Raw genomic sequence first — 17113 nt, 5'->3', positions numbered from 1 at the left:
ACAGTTAAAGCTTTTTGGATAGATACCTCGTAGCTCTGCTGCGAGGAGCATCATTAAAAATTTTTTGTCAAAACTTCAGTCATCGGATATGCTTTATGCACTTGCAGAGCTTTTTGAAATTCCGAAACTTGTTCCTGATCCTTATTTTACTGGTGGCGGGCTTAATATAACAATGCCTGGTGGTTTGTTAGATGTGCATGTTGATGGAAATTATCATGATGCAACAGGTCTTAATCGTCGTATGAATGTTATTTTATATTTAAATCCTAACTGGCAAAAAAGGGTGGGGTGGAGAATTTGGTATATATGATGAAAATGGTGATAAATGCATAAAAAGAGTAGAACCGCTTTTTTAATCGTTTAGTTGCCTTTGATACCCATGACAAGAGTTATCACGCTCTTCCTGATCCGTTAAATTTTCCTGAAGGTGATATCGTAAATCTATTATATTATTATACTAAAGCTCCACGTGATGAAGCTAATGATATTATAAAAGAGCCACATAGAGCTTTATGGAAAAAGCATGATTTTACTGATAAAGATAGAAATCTTACTAGAAAATATTATTAACTTTATAGCAAGTTTAAAATGAAGATATTACAAGTAAATGGTTATGAATCACCAGGGAGTCGTTTTCATGGTCTAGCGATTACACCCCTTTTAAAAGAATATGGCATAGATTCCAAACATCTGATTTGGAAAAGAGATACCAATAACTCTGAGGTGTTATCTTTTAGCAAAAAAGATCATATGATAAATAACTTTTTGTATGTAGCAGAAAATATTTTATCTTTACAATCAATTTTATATCGTAATGCTTTACAAATGATAAAGATGCCTGAGTTTCAGGAAGCTGATCTTATACATCTTCATATTATTCATTCTCGGTTTTTTAGCATAAATCACCTACCTGAAATAACTAGGTTAAAACCAACAGTTTGGACTTTGCACGATCCTTGGGCAATGACAGGACGTTGCGTTTATCCAATGGGTTGCACCGGATGGGAAAAAAATTGCGGTGTTTGCCCTGATCTTAAAACCCCATTTCCAATGAGAGTAGATAATAGTAGATCTTTATTTGATAACAAACGAACAATCTATGAAAAATCCAATTTTAATTTAATTGTAGCATCAAAATGGATGAAGAATATGGTTGATACTTCACCTTTATTTGATAAAGAAGTTAAGGTTCATCACTTACCTTTCGGTTTGGATTTAAAATTTTTCTCTTCTGATCATACTAAAAAAGCAAGAGAGCGTTTCAATATTAGTGATGAGAAAATAGTGATTTGTTTCCGCTCAGAAGATACTCCTTTTAAGGGTTACCGCTATATTATGGATGCGTTAGAAAAGTTGGAAACTACAAAACCTATATGTCTGTTAACAGTTGGTAGACATAATTTGTTAGAACGCTTTAGAGGAAGATTTGAAATAATAGAACATGGTTGGACTAATGATGATGTTTTACTCCGAGATGTTGTAGCTGCTTCCGATATTTTCTTGATGCCCTCCGTTGCAGAAGCATTCGGCGTTATGGCAATAGAAGCAATGGCATGCGGTAAGCCAATAATAGTTTTTGATGAAACATCATTACCTGAAGTAACTTTTGCCCCTGATATCGGCATTTCTGTTCCAATGCGTGATAGCAATGCTTTATCAAATGCAATAAAGCATTTAGTTGATAATCAAGGAGAACGTTTAGAACGAGGTAGTAAAGGAAGAAAGGCAGCTGAATTACACTATAATCAAGATATGCATGTAAAGAACTTAGTAGATATTTATAAGGAAGTTCTGAATAAATGAAGATTTTACTTTTAACCGATATTCCTCCTTGCGATAATTATACTGCAGGGTTGGTATTAAAACCTTTAGTAAAATTTCTACCCCTAAATCAAATTGTTATATGTACAGTTTCACATTCGTCTTTAGAATTTAAAATACCAGAAGAATTAGATAAGATTCCTCATTTAAAATTATTCAAACCTAGCGAATCAGTTACAGGATTTAAAGGAAAGAAAATAAAAACTTTAATTTCTTATGGTATTGAGCTACTTCGTGCCTTAAAAGTAAAATATTTTGTGCTTCCTAAGATTATTAATTTTGCCAAAAAACATAACGTTGATACTATATGGGTTATATTGCAAGGTCAAACTATAGTTAGGCTAGCACGTCCTTTAGCTAAAAAACTCTCAGTTCCTTTATATACGCAGGTATGGGATCATTTTGAATGGCGGTTACGCAGTCATTATATTGATAAATATACCAGCAAAAGATTCTTAGAAGAATTTGATGAAGTACTCAAATATAGTACTTGTTGTGCTACCGCCTCTTGGGGGATGTCTAAGGAGTATGAAGCTAAATATAATATACCAACTATACCGATAATTGCTAGTTTAGCTAAAGAATTAGTTAAACCTCCTGCTACTGCTTCACATGAAGATAGAGATGTGTTTATAATTGCAATAGCAGGGCAGTTATATGCTCAAGATGCATGGATGAGTTTTATTAATGCGTTAAATGAGGCTAATTGGATAATAGGGGAAAAGCGTATTTTAGTCCGTATTATTGGACGTTCTGAAGTTTCTACACAAAAATCGGAAAATTTTGAATATTTAGGATGGCGTCCGCAAGAGGAAGCTATCACTTTGTTATCAGATTCAGATCTTTTATATCTTCCATATTGGTTTTCAGAAGAATTTTATAAAGAATCATCTACTAGTTTTCCAGGAAAATTAGTTACATATTTTGCAGCCGGTAGACCAGTTTTTTGTCATGCTCCTGACTATTCCTCCCCCAGTAAATACATAGCAAACAATAATGCAGGGTATTTATGTAATGCTCTTGTTACTGATAAAATAATATATGAGCTTGAAAAGGCAATAACCGATAGAGATTCTTATAAAAAATTTGCTAAAAATGGGCATGATTGTTTTTTACAAGATTTTACTTTAGAATGTATGGAAGATAGATTTTTAAAATTTTTGAAATTAGATAATTAGAGTTAAATGAAGCAAAATACATATTTCCCGTTAGTTTCCATTATTATTCCGGTATATAACGGGGCAAATTATATGCGTGAGGCAATAGATAGTGCTTTAGCCCAAACATATAAAAATATTGAAATTATAGTTGTTAATGATGGCTCAAAAGATAATGGGAAAACGGAAGAAGTCGCATTATCATATGGTGATCAAATACGTTATTTTTCTAAAGAAAATGGTGGATGTGCTTCGGCTTTAAATGTCGGCATAAAAAATATGAAAGGTGAGTATTTTTCTTGGCTTAGTCATGATGATCTATATTATCCTAGTAAAATTGAACATCAAATTAATATATTAAATGAATTAGATAATAAAGATACCATAATTTATGGTGGTTATGAGCTAATTGATGACAAATCCCGTTCTTTACGTTTTATAAAACCTGATGAGAAATATCCAAAAGAAAAATTAAATATATCATTATTTGCTCTTTTACGTGGATTAGCATATGGTTGTACTTTATTAATACCGACTATATATTTTCAAAAAATTGGGTTATTTGATGAGTCACTAAAACATACTCAGGATTATGATTTATTTTTTAAGATTTTTCGGATAGCAACAATTCATTTCGATTCTCAAATTCTTGTAAAATGTCGTCAACATCCAAATCAAAGTAGTCGTATCGCTCCTAACCAGTTAGAAGAATGTGAAGTGTTATGGACGGGTTTTTTAAAAGAATTAACAGAGCAAGAAATGCTGACCATGGGTGGGGGCTCAATAGCAGCATTTCTATTCGATACTATAAATTTTTTAAAATACAGTACTCCCTATAAAAAATCAGAACAATTAGCTTTAGAGATGGCAAATAAATATTTAAATAATACAAAAGTTACTGTGATTATTCCCTTATATAATAGGATAAATTGGACTATAGAGGCTATAGAAAGTGTACTAATTCAAACTCATCAAAATTTTGAAGTGTTCGTAATAGATGATGGATCAACTAATGATGTATCAAAACTGATTGAAACATGTAAAAAAGATAAGAGAATACAATATTTTCGCAGAGAAAATAAAGGCGTTAGTTCAGCTCGTAATTTTGGAATTGAAAAAGCTACCGGAGAATATATTGCTTTTCTTGATTCGGATGATTTATTTATGCCGGATAAAATAGAAACTCAATTAAGGTATATGGCAGAAAATGATAAATCATTTTCTCATACTTCTTATCAAACAGTAGATGAGCAACTCAAATATCTTTCTTCTGAGGATTCAGGTACTTTTTCTGGACAATGTTTTCCCCAGATTATTAATTACTGTCCAATCGCAGTGCCGACAGTTATGGCTAAAACTTCTTTATTTAGACGAAATTTATTTCCTGAAAATATTAGAAATGGTGAAGATTTTTGTGTATGGATTTCTATTGCAAGTAAGAATCTGATAGGTGGTATTAATAAAGAATTATCACAAGTAAGAATAACTAGTACTAATACTTTGTCAAATCCTAGAAAACATGCAGAAAGTTTAATAAACACAGCATCTTATATTATTAGTCATCCTTATTTAAATAAATATAGCTCCCTAACTGTTGGTTTATTGTTAAAAGCTATAACCACATTAAAATCATTAAAAGAAGATGTTAATGTTACAAGGAGCGACTCTAGTGGTATAAAAAAAATACTATTAGGTTTTTCTAATATACCAAGTTTAATTAGGTTAGCCATTTATTCTATAAAATATAATGGAATGCATGCAACTATATCTAGAATAAGTATATGGCTTAAAAGAAGCAGATCTAAGTAATTTACTCATTAAGTATTTTTACTTTTGCACCATCGCTTATTTGAGGCATGCCCTCTGTAACGATTATATCGCTGTCTTTGATGTTATCGGAAATAATCTCGATTAAACCATTAGTTCGTAAACCAGTTTTTACATATAGTTGCTTTGCTATATCACCATCTATTTTATAGACAAAATTACCTTGATTATTACGTTGTATAGATTTTTCTGGTACAGCTAAATTTTCATGCGGGTTGATTATCAACTTAACATCCACATAGCTATTATGTAAGATGTTTGTATTATTTGGTAAGGCAATTTTAGCGGTTATAGTACCATTATTGGATAAATAGTGTGAAATAGCAAAAACCTCACTATGGATTTTGCCATTAACTATTGCTTTTGTACTGGCGAGGACCTTGCCACTTAAAGATTCCGGTAGCTCAATAAAAACACTTTGTGATTTATCAGCTCCTGTAATACTAAAAAGATAATCACCTATTTTTACTCCATCACCGACCATAGGTTTTATCACACCTATTTTACCATTAAAAGGAGCAGTAATTATCATGTCATTGTAGGTTTTAAGAGCCATTGTATAATTAGTCCGTCCGCCAAAACTCTACAAGCCTTATAGATAATATGGTTTTAAGACAAGAAGTAATACAACAATCCGTAAGAAAATGATAAAATATGGTCATAAACCTTATGGATTTCAGTCAATGCCAATAGACAACATTATCAAATCGCAAGAACAAGGGAAACTGTTTGGTTATAAATTAAAAGAAGAATTAAACCCAAATAATAAGCTATATAAATTAAGAGAATTAATAAATTGGTCTAGGCTCGAAGAGTGGTTATCAAAAAATGTTTGTTATAATGGACTAAAAAAATTGGACAAAAAAATGAAGGAGTGTGTTTCCGCAATAAGTTAGAATAAATAGCAATAAACTTAAGAGGAAAGATGAAGAAAAATAAAGTAAAAATTTTCAGTGCTTCAGAAAAAACGGGGATAGTATTAGAATTAATAAAAGAGGAGTCGACACTTGGTCAGTTAGCTTCAAAATATGCAATAAGTGTTAAAACAATTCAAAATTGGAAAAAACAGTTTTTAGGTAATGCGGCATTAGCTTTTGAACCAGCTAAAGTTTTGAGTGAATATCAAGAACAAATAAATCATTTACAAGAGCAAAATGATGAGCTTGCTAAAGCTCTTGGTAGAATCACAGTTGAGAGGGACTGGGCCGTGGGAAAGCTCAAAAGCTTGGATTTATCAAATAAAAAGAGTCTTGTACACTCCAAGCTAAATCAACTCTCAAAATCAAGACAGTGTGAACTATTAAAGATTAGTCGATCTACAGCCTACTATAAATCCAAGGAGATGAGTATAAATAAATTAAGTATTTTAAATAGAATAGATGAAATATATACAGATAATCCTGAATTTGGTTATCGCTATATTCATCAACAGTTACTAGAAGATGGTTTTATTGTCGGTAAAGATCGAGTACTGAAATATATGAGGATGATGGGTATAGAAGCTATTTACCCACATAAGAAAAAATCTACTTCTCGAAACGATAGTGAGCATAAGATCTATAGCTACTTACTTGATCAATATTGGACTAAATCTGGCTCAACAAAGCAAGTGTATGTGCCTAATGTGAATGAGGTTTGGAGTGGTGACATTACTTACATTAGAACTAATGGTGGCTTTATGTATATGGCAGCTATTATAGATTGGCATAGCAAGGCCATATTGAGCTATAAACTGTCAAATTCTATGGATGCATCTCTTGTAACTGATGTCTTGAAACAAGCTCTCAGTAAGTATAACGCTCCACAGATATTTAATAGTGATCAAGGTAGCCAATATACCAGTTATGACCACATAAATATTCTCAAGGAGCATGATATCCAAATTTCAATGAATGGCCAAGGTAGAAGTATTGATAATATAGTAATAGAAAGGTTTTTTAGAACTTTAAAATATAATTGTATCTTTATTAATGATTTTAACAATGTTAAAGAGTTAAAAGAGGGGATTGATCATTATCTGAATAAATATAATTATCACAGATTTCATTCAAGTATTGGTTATAAAAAGCCTATGAATGTATATCTGAATTATATGCAAAATTATCAGCAAATTGCTGCCTGATAATCGAAAAATTAGGAAAACATACTACTCATTTTTTTGTCTTGATTTTTCAGTCCACTATCTGTATTAAGAAATTTGGTAGAAATAGAAAATGTCATAGAGTGATGCTTGGCATAACGATGCTACAAGCAATGTATAATTTTTCAGATTCATTATCAGAGGAAGAGCTAAAAGAGAATATGTATTGGCAGTATTTCTGCGGGTGGGAATATATAGAAAAAGACATAGCTATCTCGGAAACTAGTATACGACGGTTTCGTAGTGTATTAGGTGAAGCTGGATATAATGAGATATTATCGGAGTTGATCAGGGTTGGGATAAAAACTAACACAATTAAAAAAAAAGATTTGGAATTAATCATCGCTGATACGACTGTACAAATTAAGAATATCAAACACCCACACGATGTTTATTTAATGGATAAAGCTAGGCTTAGCATAGTAAAGCTTTGCAACAGTTTGGGTATACATTTGAATGAAACATACGCTAGAACCTATAAACGCGATATAGTAAAGCTATGGAAATATAAAGAACATAGTAAAGCCAAGAAGCGTTGGAAAATAATGAAGCATTTAAAAATATTACTGGGTCGTTTGATTAGAGTATGTGAGCGTGAGATCAAAAATAAGCAATTAAACTTGTCTCTCAAAAATCAAGAAGTATTGCAAAAAATAAAACAAATACATAACCAATCTGTTTTAAAAAGAGAAGCTAAAAAGCAATATAAAGAAGATAACAAAGTATTATATAGTTTTCATGCCCCTGAAGTAGAGTGTATAGGAAAGGGAAAACGCAACAAGCCATATGAGTTTGGCAATAAAGTAGCGGTAGTAGTAAGTGGTCGTAGAAATTTTGTTTTATCCGCAAAATCGTTTCATAATAATCCTTATGATGGTCATACATTGCATCAGAGCTTTGAAGCAGTAGAGAGTGTCACTGGAATCAAGATAAAGAAATCATTTGTTGATCTTGGGTATAGTGGTAGCAATGTAAAGGAGAAGAGTAAGGTATATACCCCAAAAACGCGGAAGAAGTTGTTACAAGAGGACAAGTCTATGATCAAGAGACGCAGTGCCATAGAACCAATAATAGGTCACTTAAACAGGAGTTTCGCACTTAGCAAAATTGTGTATTAGTTAGAAGCCATTTAATGTTGTTCTGAATTGATGTTTTTATAACTTCCCAAGTTTGTTGATATAAAGTAATGTTTTCATTTATCCTCCTTTTGTTCATATCAAGCCAGGCCAATACAGCAAGGCAAATATGATTTCTTTGAGCTCGACCCGTGCGTGCCTGACAGCATTCAATACCACAAGTTTGTTTCAATTCTCGATGATAAACTTCTATAGACCAACGCGCCTTAACAATTTTCTCTATTTGCTCACGTGTAGGATTCTCTAAATTAGTTGTTATGTAATCAATGCGACCATTTTTTGCCACAAACTTAAATAGTCCGTCCGCCAAAACTCTACAAGCCTTATAGATAATATGGTTTTAAGACAAGAAGTAATACAACAATCCGTAAGAAAATGATAAAATATGGTCATAAACCTTATGGATTTCAGTCAATGCCAATAGACAACATTATCAAATCGCAAGAACAAGGGAAACTGTTTGGTTATAAATTAAAAGAAGAATTAAACCCAAATAATAAGCTATATAAATTAAGAGAATTAATAAATTGGTCTAGGCTCGAAGAGTGGTTATCAAAAAATGTTTGTATTAAGAAATTTGGTAGAAATAGAAAATGTCATAGAGTGATGCTTGGCATAACGATGCTACAAGCAATGTATAATTTTTCAGATTCATTATCAGAGGAAGAGCTAAAAGAGAATATGTATTGGCAGTATTTCTGCGGGTGGGAATATATAGAAAAAGACATAGCTATCTCGGAAACTAGTATACGACGGTTTCGTAGTGTATTAGGTGAAGCTGGATATAATGAGATATTATCGGAGTTGATCAGGGTTGGGATAAAAACTAACACAATTAAAAAAAAAGATTTGGAATTAATCATCGCTGATACGACTGTACAAATTAAGAATATCAAACACCCACACGATGTTTATTTAATGGATAAAGCTAGGCTTAGCATAGTAAAGCTTTGCAACAGTTTGGGTATACATTTGAATGAAACATACGCTAGAACCTATAAACGCGATATAGTAAAGCTATGGAAATATAAAGAACATAGTAAAGCCAAGAAGCGTTGGAAAATAATGAAGCATTTAAAAATATTACTGGGTCGTTTGATTAGAGTATGTGAGCGTGAGATCAAAAATAAGCAATTAAACTTGTCTCTCAAAAATCAAGAAGTATTGCAAAAAATAAAACAAATACATAACCAATCTGTTTTAAAAAGAGAAGCTAAAAAGCAATATAAAGAAGATAACAAAGTATTATATAGTTTTCATGCCCCTGAAGTAGAGTGTATAGGAAAGGGAAAACGCAACAAGCCATATGAGTTTGGCAATAAAGTAGCGGTAGTAGTAAGTGGTCGTAGAAATTTTGTTTTATCCGCAAAATCGTTTCATAATAATCCTTATGATGGTCATACATTGCATCAGAGCTTTGAAGCAGTAGAGAGTGTCACTGGAATCAAGATAAAGAAATCATTTGTTGATCTTGGGTATAGTGGTAGCAATGTAAAGGAGAAGAGTAAGGTATATACCCCAAAAACGCGGAAGAAGTTGTTACAAGAGGACAAGTCTATGATCAAGAGACGCAGTGCCATAGAACCAATAATAGGTCACTTAAAGCAATATGGTCGGATGGGTAGAAACTTCTTGAAAGGTATGATAGGAGATATTATCAATCCAATAATCTCTGCTATTGGTTTGAATTTACGATGCATTGCAAATCATTTACAAATCGTGTCTAACTCCACATAAATCAAAAATATCATCATGCAAAAACTAGATGAACGATAAAAAATCGTTAACAATAGCTCCATATCAAAATTAGACCAACACAGAAATGTATCAGTAAAAATTAACATAACTTATTAATTTTTATTGAAAATCTTAGCAATTTGTTGTCAAAACTCTATCCCATTACAAATGATCAGGATTTGAAGTGTTTTTGGCGGATAGACTAAATACCGTAACCCAACCGTATCCACGTAGGTGAATTTTTAGCCCTTCATCGGGAATCTCTAAAGTTTCCAAGCTAACATTACGATTAACTTTTCTATTTTTTCTTAGGTTGGTAACCCATATCCAACCTAAATTACGTATATGTTTTAAATTATCCAAACCACTATACCAAGCATCCATAACTATAGCATCAGGCTTGATACCTCTTTCTTTAGCTAAAGTAAGCATATCACGAAAATGCTCGTTCTTTGTTTTACCATCAGTTTCTTTATCATATATTCTATAATCTACAGGAGTAGATTGATCAATTTGAGTATTGTAATGCAGTAAGTTTACCATTCCTATACCAGGTATAACATCATGTACAGCCCCAGAATATTGATAATTTACAAGCTCGATCCTCTTACTGTATTGCTTTGACAATAAGGTGTCATCTCCCACTAATAAACAAGGATCTTCCAGATCAATATATTTTGACACTTTGCTATAGATTTCGCTAGGGCGAAAATCCTTACTCTTTAACCATCGACTTGCACTATCGTGCGATAGATCTAATGGACTTACTTCAGATAATGCTTTGCTAGTATATCTTACACTACTTGCTTGTAAGAATGATTTATATAAATCTTTGCTACATTTTGATCTTGTCATTTTTATCTAAAACTATTTTTCTCTAGATTAGCATATTATTTGCTAAGTGCGAAACTCCTGTTAAAGCAATATGGTCGGATGGGTAGAAACTTCTTGAAAGGTATGATAGGAGATATTATCAATCCAATAATCTCTGCTATTGGTTTGAATTTACGATGCATTGCAAATCATTTACAAATCGTGTCTAACTCCACATAAATCAAAAATATCATCATGCAAAAACTAGATGAACGATAAAAAATCGTTAACAATAGCTCCATATCAAAATTAGACCAACACAGAAATGTATCAGTAAAAATTAACATAACTTATTAATTTTTATTGAAAATCTTAGCAATTTGTTGTCAAAACTCTATCCCATTACAAATGATCAGGATTTGAAGTGTTTTTGGCGGATAGACTAATTAAATTTAGCCTCTTCAAGCTCGCTTTTCGATTTTTGATGTTCTTGGCTACTTACATATTTCTTTGCAAATAAAGCATCTTTTCTATTGAACTCTTCCTGCTTTGTATTTAATAAAGCCTCGGCTTTTGATTTAGTAGTTTCCGCTACATCTCTATCTATAACTAGTAATATATCACCTTTTTTAACTATTTGTTCTTGCATAGCTGAAATTTTTTCAACAGTACCAGCAGCATTAGCATAATAATCACGGCTATTATTATTTTGGCATCGCCCTACAATATGAAAGACTTCATAAAGCTCAGCTGTTTCTGCTTTAGTAACTTTTACTCCTGTAATTTTTTCTTCTATTTTTTTACTTGCAATAGTAGAAAGCGAAAAAAATAGGACAAAAAGGATAATAAGTTTTGTAGGCATAATTAATATTATTTATTTAATTTTTTAAGTTCGTGATCCGTTAACCATTTATATTCTTTTTCTAGAATCTCAAATCTAATTTTTTCTAGTTGTTCGTCAAGATCAGGTTCAGGGACTATTGCAGAGCCCATAAACTCAAACCCTTGGTAATTAATTTTTAGTTTAATACATATCTTTTGTAATGATAATAAATTTTCTTCTATATCATCTACAAATATTATTGATTTCGGAGAATAATTTATTTTTTGCAACACATATTCAAGCACAGCTCCCTTATCATATTCTGCGGTGTAAATTATCCCATCTTTTAAAATAGGATCACCATAACCGGCATTAAAATCTTTTATTATTACTTCGTCATTTAAAGGTGATAATTCTTGAAGATTCAATTTTAATGCAGTTAGTTCTCGTACTCTCCACTCTATCATATCTTCAATTACGCCAAATTTACCGGTAGGAAGCTTTGTAAGACCCATTGCTGGAATATTTTTTTCTTGAAGTAAAGCAAATATGGTTAAAATATCATCATTCACAAACCTAGCTTTGCGGTCCTTTAGAACTACGCTCATTAATAATTCACACTCTTTACGAGAGAGCCTTTTTTCAATGTCATTTACTAATATTTTGCGGTAATCATGCGTTAATCTAGATTCATCTGAATCCATCACTATTACTTCATCAACATCAAAAAGCACTAGATAAGTTCCATCTGCTTTTTCTATTGCTTTTATAACTTCTTTAAAATCGTGAATTTTATTTATTTTACTAAACATAATTATTTTTTTCTTTATTTAATATATGTATTAAGCTTGTCCGTCATTGCGAGGAAAAACTATAAGTTTTGTACGTTCGCAATCTCAGGAGTCATGCTTACGAGATTGCCACGCTCCTTGTAGTCGCTTGTAATGACATGGATCAATTCCTCTAAAGAATTTGTCATCACTTTCAAATCTTCTTCTCTAGATAGGTTATGTTTTCCGTCTTTAATTAATTTCAGTATTATCTGTTTACTTGTTATTTTTTCTAACAGCTTAAGAGAAATATCATAAGGTACATCTTCATCTAACATGCCATGGATTAAATGCACCGGAGTATTTATATCAATTTCGTTCTTTGTCAATAGTAAATGCTTTTTTGCATCTGCTATTAATTTATAGCTAATAGGATATCTATGTTCACAACTTCTACCTGATATTTCTAGCAGACTTTCTTTTTGTATTCTAGATTGATCTGTTGGCGATAGATTGTGCCAAATATCTTCCGTAAAATCAGCTGCAGGGGCTAAACAGATAAGTCCTTTAACTTTATTTGGAAACTTTAAAGCTGCAAGAAGTGCAAGCCATCCTCCCAAGCTTGAGCCGACTATTATAGCTTGATCATCAATTAATTCATCTAAAACTAGAGCTACTCCTTCTAACCAACTACTAATAGTTTGATCTGTAAATTGTCCCGCAGCATCACCGTGACCAAAATTATCAAAAATAGTAAAATTATAATTGTTTTTTTTACAATAATCTATTAAATAGAGAGCTTTAAATGAATGCATACCTGACATTAAGCCGTGTAAAAAAATTACAGGTGGAATATTTGTATTAACAATTCTATAATTATTATAGACAACAAATTTGTCTTGTGTTCTAGTATAAAGCTTGTGCATTTTAAATAATTATTTAAACAGATGAAATTATAATGCCTTCATTAAATTCAAGTAAACGATACAATAAATATACTATTTTGCAAGTAGTTCCTGCTCTAGTTTCGGGAGGAGTTGAAAGAGGGACTATAGAAGTTGCAAAATATCTTAAAGTTCTTGGTCATACTCCGATTATAATTTCAGCTGGTGGTGCTTTAGTTAAAGAGTTAGATAATGAGGAAATACTACATATTCAAATGAATAGTAGTAGTAAAAACCCTTTTGTAATTCTAAGTAATGCTAGGTTAATAGCCGAAATAATCAAAAAATATAAGGTTGATATAGTTCATACAAGGTCAAGAGCCCCGGCATGGAGTTCATATCTAGCAGCAAAATGGACGAATACTAAGTTTTTAACAACCTTTCATGGTATTTATAAGGCTCCTAATGATTTGAAGAAATATTATAATAGTATAATGTTCAAGGGAGAGAAAGTGATTACCATTTCTAATTTTGTGAAGCAACATTTACTTAAAAATTATAATGTTGATGAAAAGAAAATAGTGGTAATTGAGCGTGGTGTAAATTGTGATTATTTTGATCCAGCAAATTTAACACCAGAAAGACTTAAAAAATGTCGTGATAAATATGATGCTCCAGATAATGTACCGATAATATCGATGCCCTCTAGAATGACTAGCTGGAAAGGACATCTTGTTTTAGTAGAGGCATTAAGCAAATTAAAGCACAGAAACTTTTATTGTTTAATGGTCGGTGATTTATCAAGACATCCAAGTTTTACTAATAGAGTAAAAGAACTTATCGCAAATTTAAAACTTCAAAATAAAATTCAAATTTTTGGTAATGATTCTGATATCATAAATCTTTATGGTATTTCAGATATTATTGTTTCTGCTTCGATTGAGCCTGAAGCTTTTGGGCGTACTATTATTGAAGGGCAGGCTATGGAAAAGCTTGTTATTGCCACTAATATTGGTGGAGCTACTGAAACAATAAATGATAATGTAACAGGTTTCCACGTAAAGCCAAATGATGCTGAAGATTTAGCTGAAAAAATTGATCATTGCTTATCTATTCTAAATACTGAAGAAGCTAAGAAAATTCAAACCGCCGCAAGACATACTGTAATTAATGACTTCTCTCTTGATTTAATGCTCCGAAAGGATCTTGAAGTTTATAAAGAAGTTTTAAAAAACTCCCCTAATTCAAAAACGATGCCATAAATTTAAGATTTTCTAATAAAATCACTTATTCCTCGTTCTCTATAATTGATAAAGCAATTAATAATCTCTCTTTTTCTTCTATATTTTTATTTTACCCTTGCATTAAAGCCAGCAGATAGCTATTTTTAATCTCTCAGGGTTTAATTCCCCGAAGCTCTGCTTCGTGATATACTACTTGAATGGAAGAAAGCAGTTATATACATAAGAGTCATAATGTCACAGTACTAATATATCATTTAGTAACGCCGGCAAAGTATAGAAGAGTAATATTCAATCAAGAACTAGATGATTATTTGTGTAAAATTTGTGAGCACATAGAAGATCGTTATGAAATTAGATTTTTAGAAATAGGAGTAGATAAAGATCACGTACATTTTTTATTACAGTCAATACCAATGTATAGCCCAACCAAAATAACTCAAATCATAAAAAGTATTACTTCTAAGAAAATGTTTGAGAAATATCCAAATCTTAAAGAAAAATTATGGGGAAGTGAGTTTTGGAGTAAAGGATATTTTATGAGCACAGTAGGTAAACATGGTGATGAGCAGAAATTACGTAATTATGTACAGAATCAAGGTTCAGGCAAACCTTCTTATAAAGCATTTCAACAAAAACAGTTAAAGCTTTTTGGATAGATACCTCGTAGCTCTGCTGCGAGGAGCATCATTAAAAACCCTACAAGAAAGCCTGAAATAAGCTATTCTGAGCTGTTAACAATAGTGCTTTTATACCATCAATCACCTTGTAAAAACTTTAAATATTTTTATATGTCCTATCTACAATTATATAAATCAGACTTTGTAACTCTTCCATCATATACTCGTTTTATAGCTCTAAAACCAAGAGTTCTGAGTTATTTAGTTTTATTACTTGAATGGTATATGCGGGCAGCTCAATCTACGGGAGTTTCTTATATTGACGCCACATCTTTAGAGGTTTGTCATCGAAAAAGAATCTCTCGTAATAAAGTCTTTGCCGGTATTGCTGCTTTGGGTAAAACAACAAAAAGTTGGTTTTTTGGTCTAAAATTACATTTGGTTATTAACGAAAAAGGTGAGATTCAAGGTCTAAAACTAACGCCTGGTAATGTAGATGATAGAGCGCCGGTTTCGATAATCACCAAACATATCACGGGATTATTGTTTGGTGATAAGGGTTATATCAAACAGGAGCTCTTTGATGATCTATACAGCAAAGGAATCAAGTTAGTAACTGGCATAAAGAAGAAAATGAAGAATAAACTTATGCCATTATTTGAAAAAATATTATTACGCAAACGCTCAATTATCGAAACAGTATTTAGTGTGCTGAAGGGTGCTTTCGAGATCGAACATACAAGACATAGATCAATTTGGAATGCCTTTGTACATATCTTATCCGCCCTAATTGCATACTGTATGAAACCTAACAAACCTGCTATATCTCAAAATTAGCTAATCCAGAATTCAGGTTAAAAGGGGCTTTCTTCCGAGATCTCATATAATCTGGATTATTTTTAATTCAGGACATCTTACCAGATTATCACCACTCTTTCTCTACTGACTAACGAATATTAGAATTACCCTCAACGAACATTAAAATTACCTATAAAAAAGAAGTAACTATGGACAGTAAAATCGAATAAAAATTTATTTTTAAATATTTAAATATTATTCGAGAATTACTGATGACATGTACAAATAACCAAGTAGGTATTTTAATGCAAAAGATCAAAAAATATAATCAGATAATTTCTGCTGCAAAAGCAGGTATGAGTGTAAAAACGGCACGTAAGTATTTACGTATTAATAAGTATCCAAGCGAATTACGCACAATACGTAAATATAGGACACGTAAGGATCCATTTGTGAAGCACTGGGATGAAATAGAATCAATGCTAGAATCAGCACCGGAGTTGCAAGCAACTACCATATTAGCATATTTGACAGAAAAGTATCATGGGAATTATAATGGGAAGCAATTACGCTGTTTGCAGCAAAGGTTGAAACAATGGAGAGCTGCACATGGTAAGGATAAGACGGTAATCTTTTTACAAAATATTCTTCCTGGCAAACAGAGTCAGTCTGATTGGACCAATATGAATCAATTGGGTATTTGTATTGGTGGGCAACCATATCCTCACTTACTATTTCATTTTATGTTGCCTTATTCATGTTGGGAAACTTTTAGCATATGCCATAGTGAAAGTTTTGATACATTAGCATCAGGGTTTGAAAAAGCTGTATGGGAGTTAGGTGGAGTTTGACCAGAGCATCGTACAGATAATTTAAGTGCAGCTACCAAGCAATGTGGTAATAGTAGACAATTTACAGAAAGATGGCAAGAATTGCTTGGTTATTACAATGTTGCACCATCGCGAAATAATCCAGGCGTCAGTCATGAAAATGGTTCTGTTGAAAAAAGTCATGATACATTTAAGCAAGCAGTGAATCAACATCTGCTATTACGTGGATCACGTAATTTTGTTGATTTAAAAGCTTATGAATTATTCCTTACACAAATTAAAGAAAAGCGAAATAGCTGTAGAAAAGAAAAATTAGCTGAAGAATTAGTTCATTTAAAAGAGTTACCAATCAGGAAATGGAATGCACCTACAATATTATCAGTACGTGTTAATCCAAGCAGTACAGTTAGTATTTTATCTGTAGCTTATTCTGTGCCTAGTCGCTTAATAGGTTATACTTTAAAAGCTTATATGATAGTGGACTGAAAAATCAAGACAAAAAAATGAGTAGTATGT

At 31.9% G+C, this 17113-nt stretch carries 14 protein-coding genes and 6 pseudogenes; 14 read left to right on the top strand and 6 right to left on the bottom strand.

Annotated elements, in window-relative coordinates:
* The first annotated feature begins 64 nt into the window (after positions 1–64).
* From AAHI98_RS16180 to AAHI98_RS16165, 4 genes are all read left to right on the top strand, one after another.
* Positions 65–310 (top strand): 2OG-Fe(II) oxygenase, encoded by a 246-nt coding sequence (locus tag AAHI98_RS16180; protein ID WP_342226487.1) that lies wholly within the window; start codon positions 65–67, stop codon positions 308–310.
* A 278-nt stretch (positions 311–588) separates the two neighbouring features.
* Positions 589–1803, top strand: coding sequence for a glycosyltransferase family 4 protein (locus AAHI98_RS16175; protein WP_342226486.1), 1215 nt, complete (start codon positions 589–591; stop codon positions 1801–1803).
* The gene (locus tag AAHI98_RS16170; RefSeq protein WP_342226485.1) at positions 1800–2999 is read left to right on the top strand and encodes a glycosyltransferase; all 1200 of its coding nucleotides are present in this window, start codon (positions 1800–1802) and stop codon (positions 2997–2999) included. Before AAHI98_RS16175 ends, AAHI98_RS16170 begins: the two co-directional genes overlap by 4 nt.
* Before the next feature lie 6 nt (positions 3000–3005).
* Entirely contained in the window at positions 3006–4787 is a 1782-nt protein-coding gene (locus AAHI98_RS16165; RefSeq protein ID WP_342226484.1) for a glycosyltransferase family 2 protein, read from the top strand.
* 1 nt (position 4788) lies between these two features.
* Here the strand turns inward: AAHI98_RS16165 and AAHI98_RS16160 are convergent.
* A pseudogene (locus tag AAHI98_RS16160) lies at positions 4789–5370 on the bottom strand (efflux RND transporter periplasmic adaptor subunit); the annotation flags it as partial.
* Between the two features lie 79 nt (positions 5371–5449).
* Between AAHI98_RS16160 and AAHI98_RS16155 the strand changes: the two are divergent.
* The 3 genes from AAHI98_RS16155 to AAHI98_RS16145 are packed head-to-tail and all read left to right on the top strand — an operon-like array spanning position 5450 to position 8063.
* Complete coding sequence (locus AAHI98_RS16155) at positions 5450–5701, top strand: hypothetical protein (protein ID WP_342226483.1); 252 nt, start codon at positions 5450–5452, stop codon at positions 5699–5701.
* A 29-nt stretch (positions 5702–5730) separates the two neighbouring features.
* On the top strand, positions 5731–6927 hold the full coding sequence (locus AAHI98_RS16150) for an IS3 family transposase (RefSeq protein ID WP_342224752.1): 1197 nt from the start codon (positions 5731–5733) through the stop codon (positions 6925–6927).
* 41 nt (positions 6928–6968) lie between these two features.
* Positions 6969–8063, top strand: coding sequence for an IS5 family transposase (locus tag AAHI98_RS16145; RefSeq protein ID WP_342226482.1), 1095 nt, complete (start codon positions 6969–6971; stop codon positions 8061–8063).
* Here the strand turns inward: AAHI98_RS16145 and AAHI98_RS16140 are convergent.
* Positions 8044–8379 (bottom strand): annotated as a pseudogene (locus AAHI98_RS16140) (transposase); the annotation flags it as partial. The gene AAHI98_RS16145 and the pseudogene AAHI98_RS16140 overlap by 20 nt on opposite strands.
* A gap of 77 nt (positions 8380–8456) precedes the next feature.
* On the opposite strand from AAHI98_RS16140, the gene AAHI98_RS16135 reads away from it, so the two are divergent.
* Positions 8457–9818, top strand: coding sequence for an IS5 family transposase (locus AAHI98_RS16135; RefSeq protein WP_342224717.1), 1362 nt, complete (start codon positions 8457–8459; stop codon positions 9816–9818).
* Between the two features lie 186 nt (positions 9819–10004).
* Here the strand turns inward: AAHI98_RS16135 and AAHI98_RS16130 are convergent.
* Positions 10005–10673, bottom strand: a pseudogene (locus AAHI98_RS16130) (transposase); the annotation flags it as partial.
* A gap of 39 nt (positions 10674–10712) precedes the next feature.
* Between AAHI98_RS16130 and AAHI98_RS16125 the strand changes: the two are divergent.
* The gene (locus tag AAHI98_RS16125) at positions 10713–10871 is read left to right on the top strand and encodes a hypothetical protein (RefSeq protein WP_342226479.1); all 159 of its coding nucleotides are present in this window, start codon (positions 10713–10715) and stop codon (positions 10869–10871) included.
* A gap of 205 nt (positions 10872–11076) precedes the next feature.
* Here AAHI98_RS16125 and AAHI98_RS16120 read toward each other — a convergent pair.
* From AAHI98_RS16120 to AAHI98_RS16110, 3 genes and pseudogenes are all read right to left on the bottom strand, one after another.
* Positions 11077–11496 (bottom strand): annotated as a pseudogene (locus AAHI98_RS16120) (efflux RND transporter periplasmic adaptor subunit); the annotation flags it as partial.
* Positions 11497–11501: 5 nt separating this feature from the next.
* The gene (locus AAHI98_RS16115) at positions 11502–12266 is read right to left on the bottom strand and encodes a DUF2608 domain-containing protein (RefSeq protein ID WP_342226478.1); all 765 of its coding nucleotides are present in this window, start codon (positions 12264–12266) and stop codon (positions 11502–11504) included.
* Between the two features lie 84 nt (positions 12267–12350).
* Positions 12351–13150: pseudogene (locus tag AAHI98_RS16110) on the bottom strand (alpha/beta hydrolase).
* 32 nt (positions 13151–13182) lie between these two features.
* On the opposite strand from AAHI98_RS16110, the gene AAHI98_RS16105 reads away from it, so the two are divergent.
* The 5 genes and pseudogenes from AAHI98_RS16105 to AAHI98_RS16085 all read left to right on the top strand — a co-directional run bounded on the left by AAHI98_RS16105 (position 13183) and on the right by AAHI98_RS16085 (position 17083).
* Positions 13183–14370: a glycosyltransferase family 4 protein gene (locus tag AAHI98_RS16105; RefSeq protein WP_342226476.1), complete on the top strand. Its 1188-nt coding sequence runs from the start codon at positions 13183–13185 to the stop codon at positions 14368–14370.
* A 179-nt stretch (positions 14371–14549) separates the two neighbouring features.
* A complete protein-coding gene (gene tnpA / locus AAHI98_RS16100; protein WP_342224823.1) occupies positions 14550–15008 on the top strand; it encodes an IS200/IS605 family transposase in 459 nt (152 codons plus the stop codon).
* A gap of 33 nt (positions 15009–15041) precedes the next feature.
* Positions 15042–15806, top strand: a pseudogene (locus tag AAHI98_RS16095) (IS982 family transposase); the annotation flags it as partial.
* A 233-nt stretch (positions 15807–16039) separates the two neighbouring features.
* Positions 16040–16618, top strand: a complete 579-nt coding sequence (locus tag AAHI98_RS16090; RefSeq protein WP_342226475.1) for a hypothetical protein — start codon at positions 16040–16042, stop codon at positions 16616–16618.
* An 81-nt stretch (positions 16619–16699) separates the two neighbouring features.
* Entirely contained in the window at positions 16700–17083 is a 384-nt protein-coding gene (locus AAHI98_RS16085) for a hypothetical protein (protein ID WP_342226474.1), read from the top strand.
* The last annotated feature ends 30 nt before the right edge of the window (positions 17084–17113 follow it).

This window comes from Rickettsia endosymbiont of Urophora cardui (assembly GCF_964030725.1).
Classification (GTDB): Bacteria; Pseudomonadota; Alphaproteobacteria; order Rickettsiales; family Rickettsiaceae; genus Rickettsia.
Note: the sequence above shows the minus strand (reverse complement) of the source record. Positions and strands in the feature narration are given on the sequence as shown.

Bases quoted from the DNA above. Each gene is read 5' to 3' on its own strand.
- AAHI98_RS16090 (WP_342226475.1), top strand. From the start codon at position 16,040: ATGACATGTACAAATAACCAAGTAGGTATTTTAATGCAAAAGATCAAA.
- tnpA (WP_342224823.1), top strand. From the start codon at position 14,550: ATGGAAGAAAGCAGTTATATACATAAGAGTCATAATGTCACAGTACTA.
- AAHI98_RS16105 (WP_342226476.1), top strand. From the start codon at position 13,183: ATGCCTTCATTAAATTCAAGTAAACGATACAATAAATATACTATTTTG.
- AAHI98_RS16165 (WP_342226484.1), top strand. From the start codon at position 3,006: ATGAAGCAAAATACATATTTCCCGTTAGTTTCCATTATTATTCCGGTA.
- AAHI98_RS16175 (WP_342226486.1), top strand. From the start codon at position 589: ATGAAGATATTACAAGTAAATGGTTATGAATCACCAGGGAGTCGTTTT.
- AAHI98_RS16150 (WP_342224752.1), top strand. From the start codon at position 5,731: ATGAAGAAAAATAAAGTAAAAATTTTCAGTGCTTCAGAAAAAACGGGG.
- AAHI98_RS16115 (WP_342226478.1), bottom strand. From the start codon at position 12,266: ATGTTTAGTAAAATAAATAAAATTCACGATTTTAAAGAAGTTATAAAA.
- AAHI98_RS16135 (WP_342224717.1), top strand. From the start codon at position 8,457: ATGATAAAATATGGTCATAAACCTTATGGATTTCAGTCAATGCCAATA.
- AAHI98_RS16155 (WP_342226483.1), top strand. From the start codon at position 5,450: ATGATAAAATATGGTCATAAACCTTATGGATTTCAGTCAATGCCAATA.
- AAHI98_RS16170 (WP_342226485.1), top strand. From the start codon at position 1,800: ATGAAGATTTTACTTTTAACCGATATTCCTCCTTGCGATAATTATACT.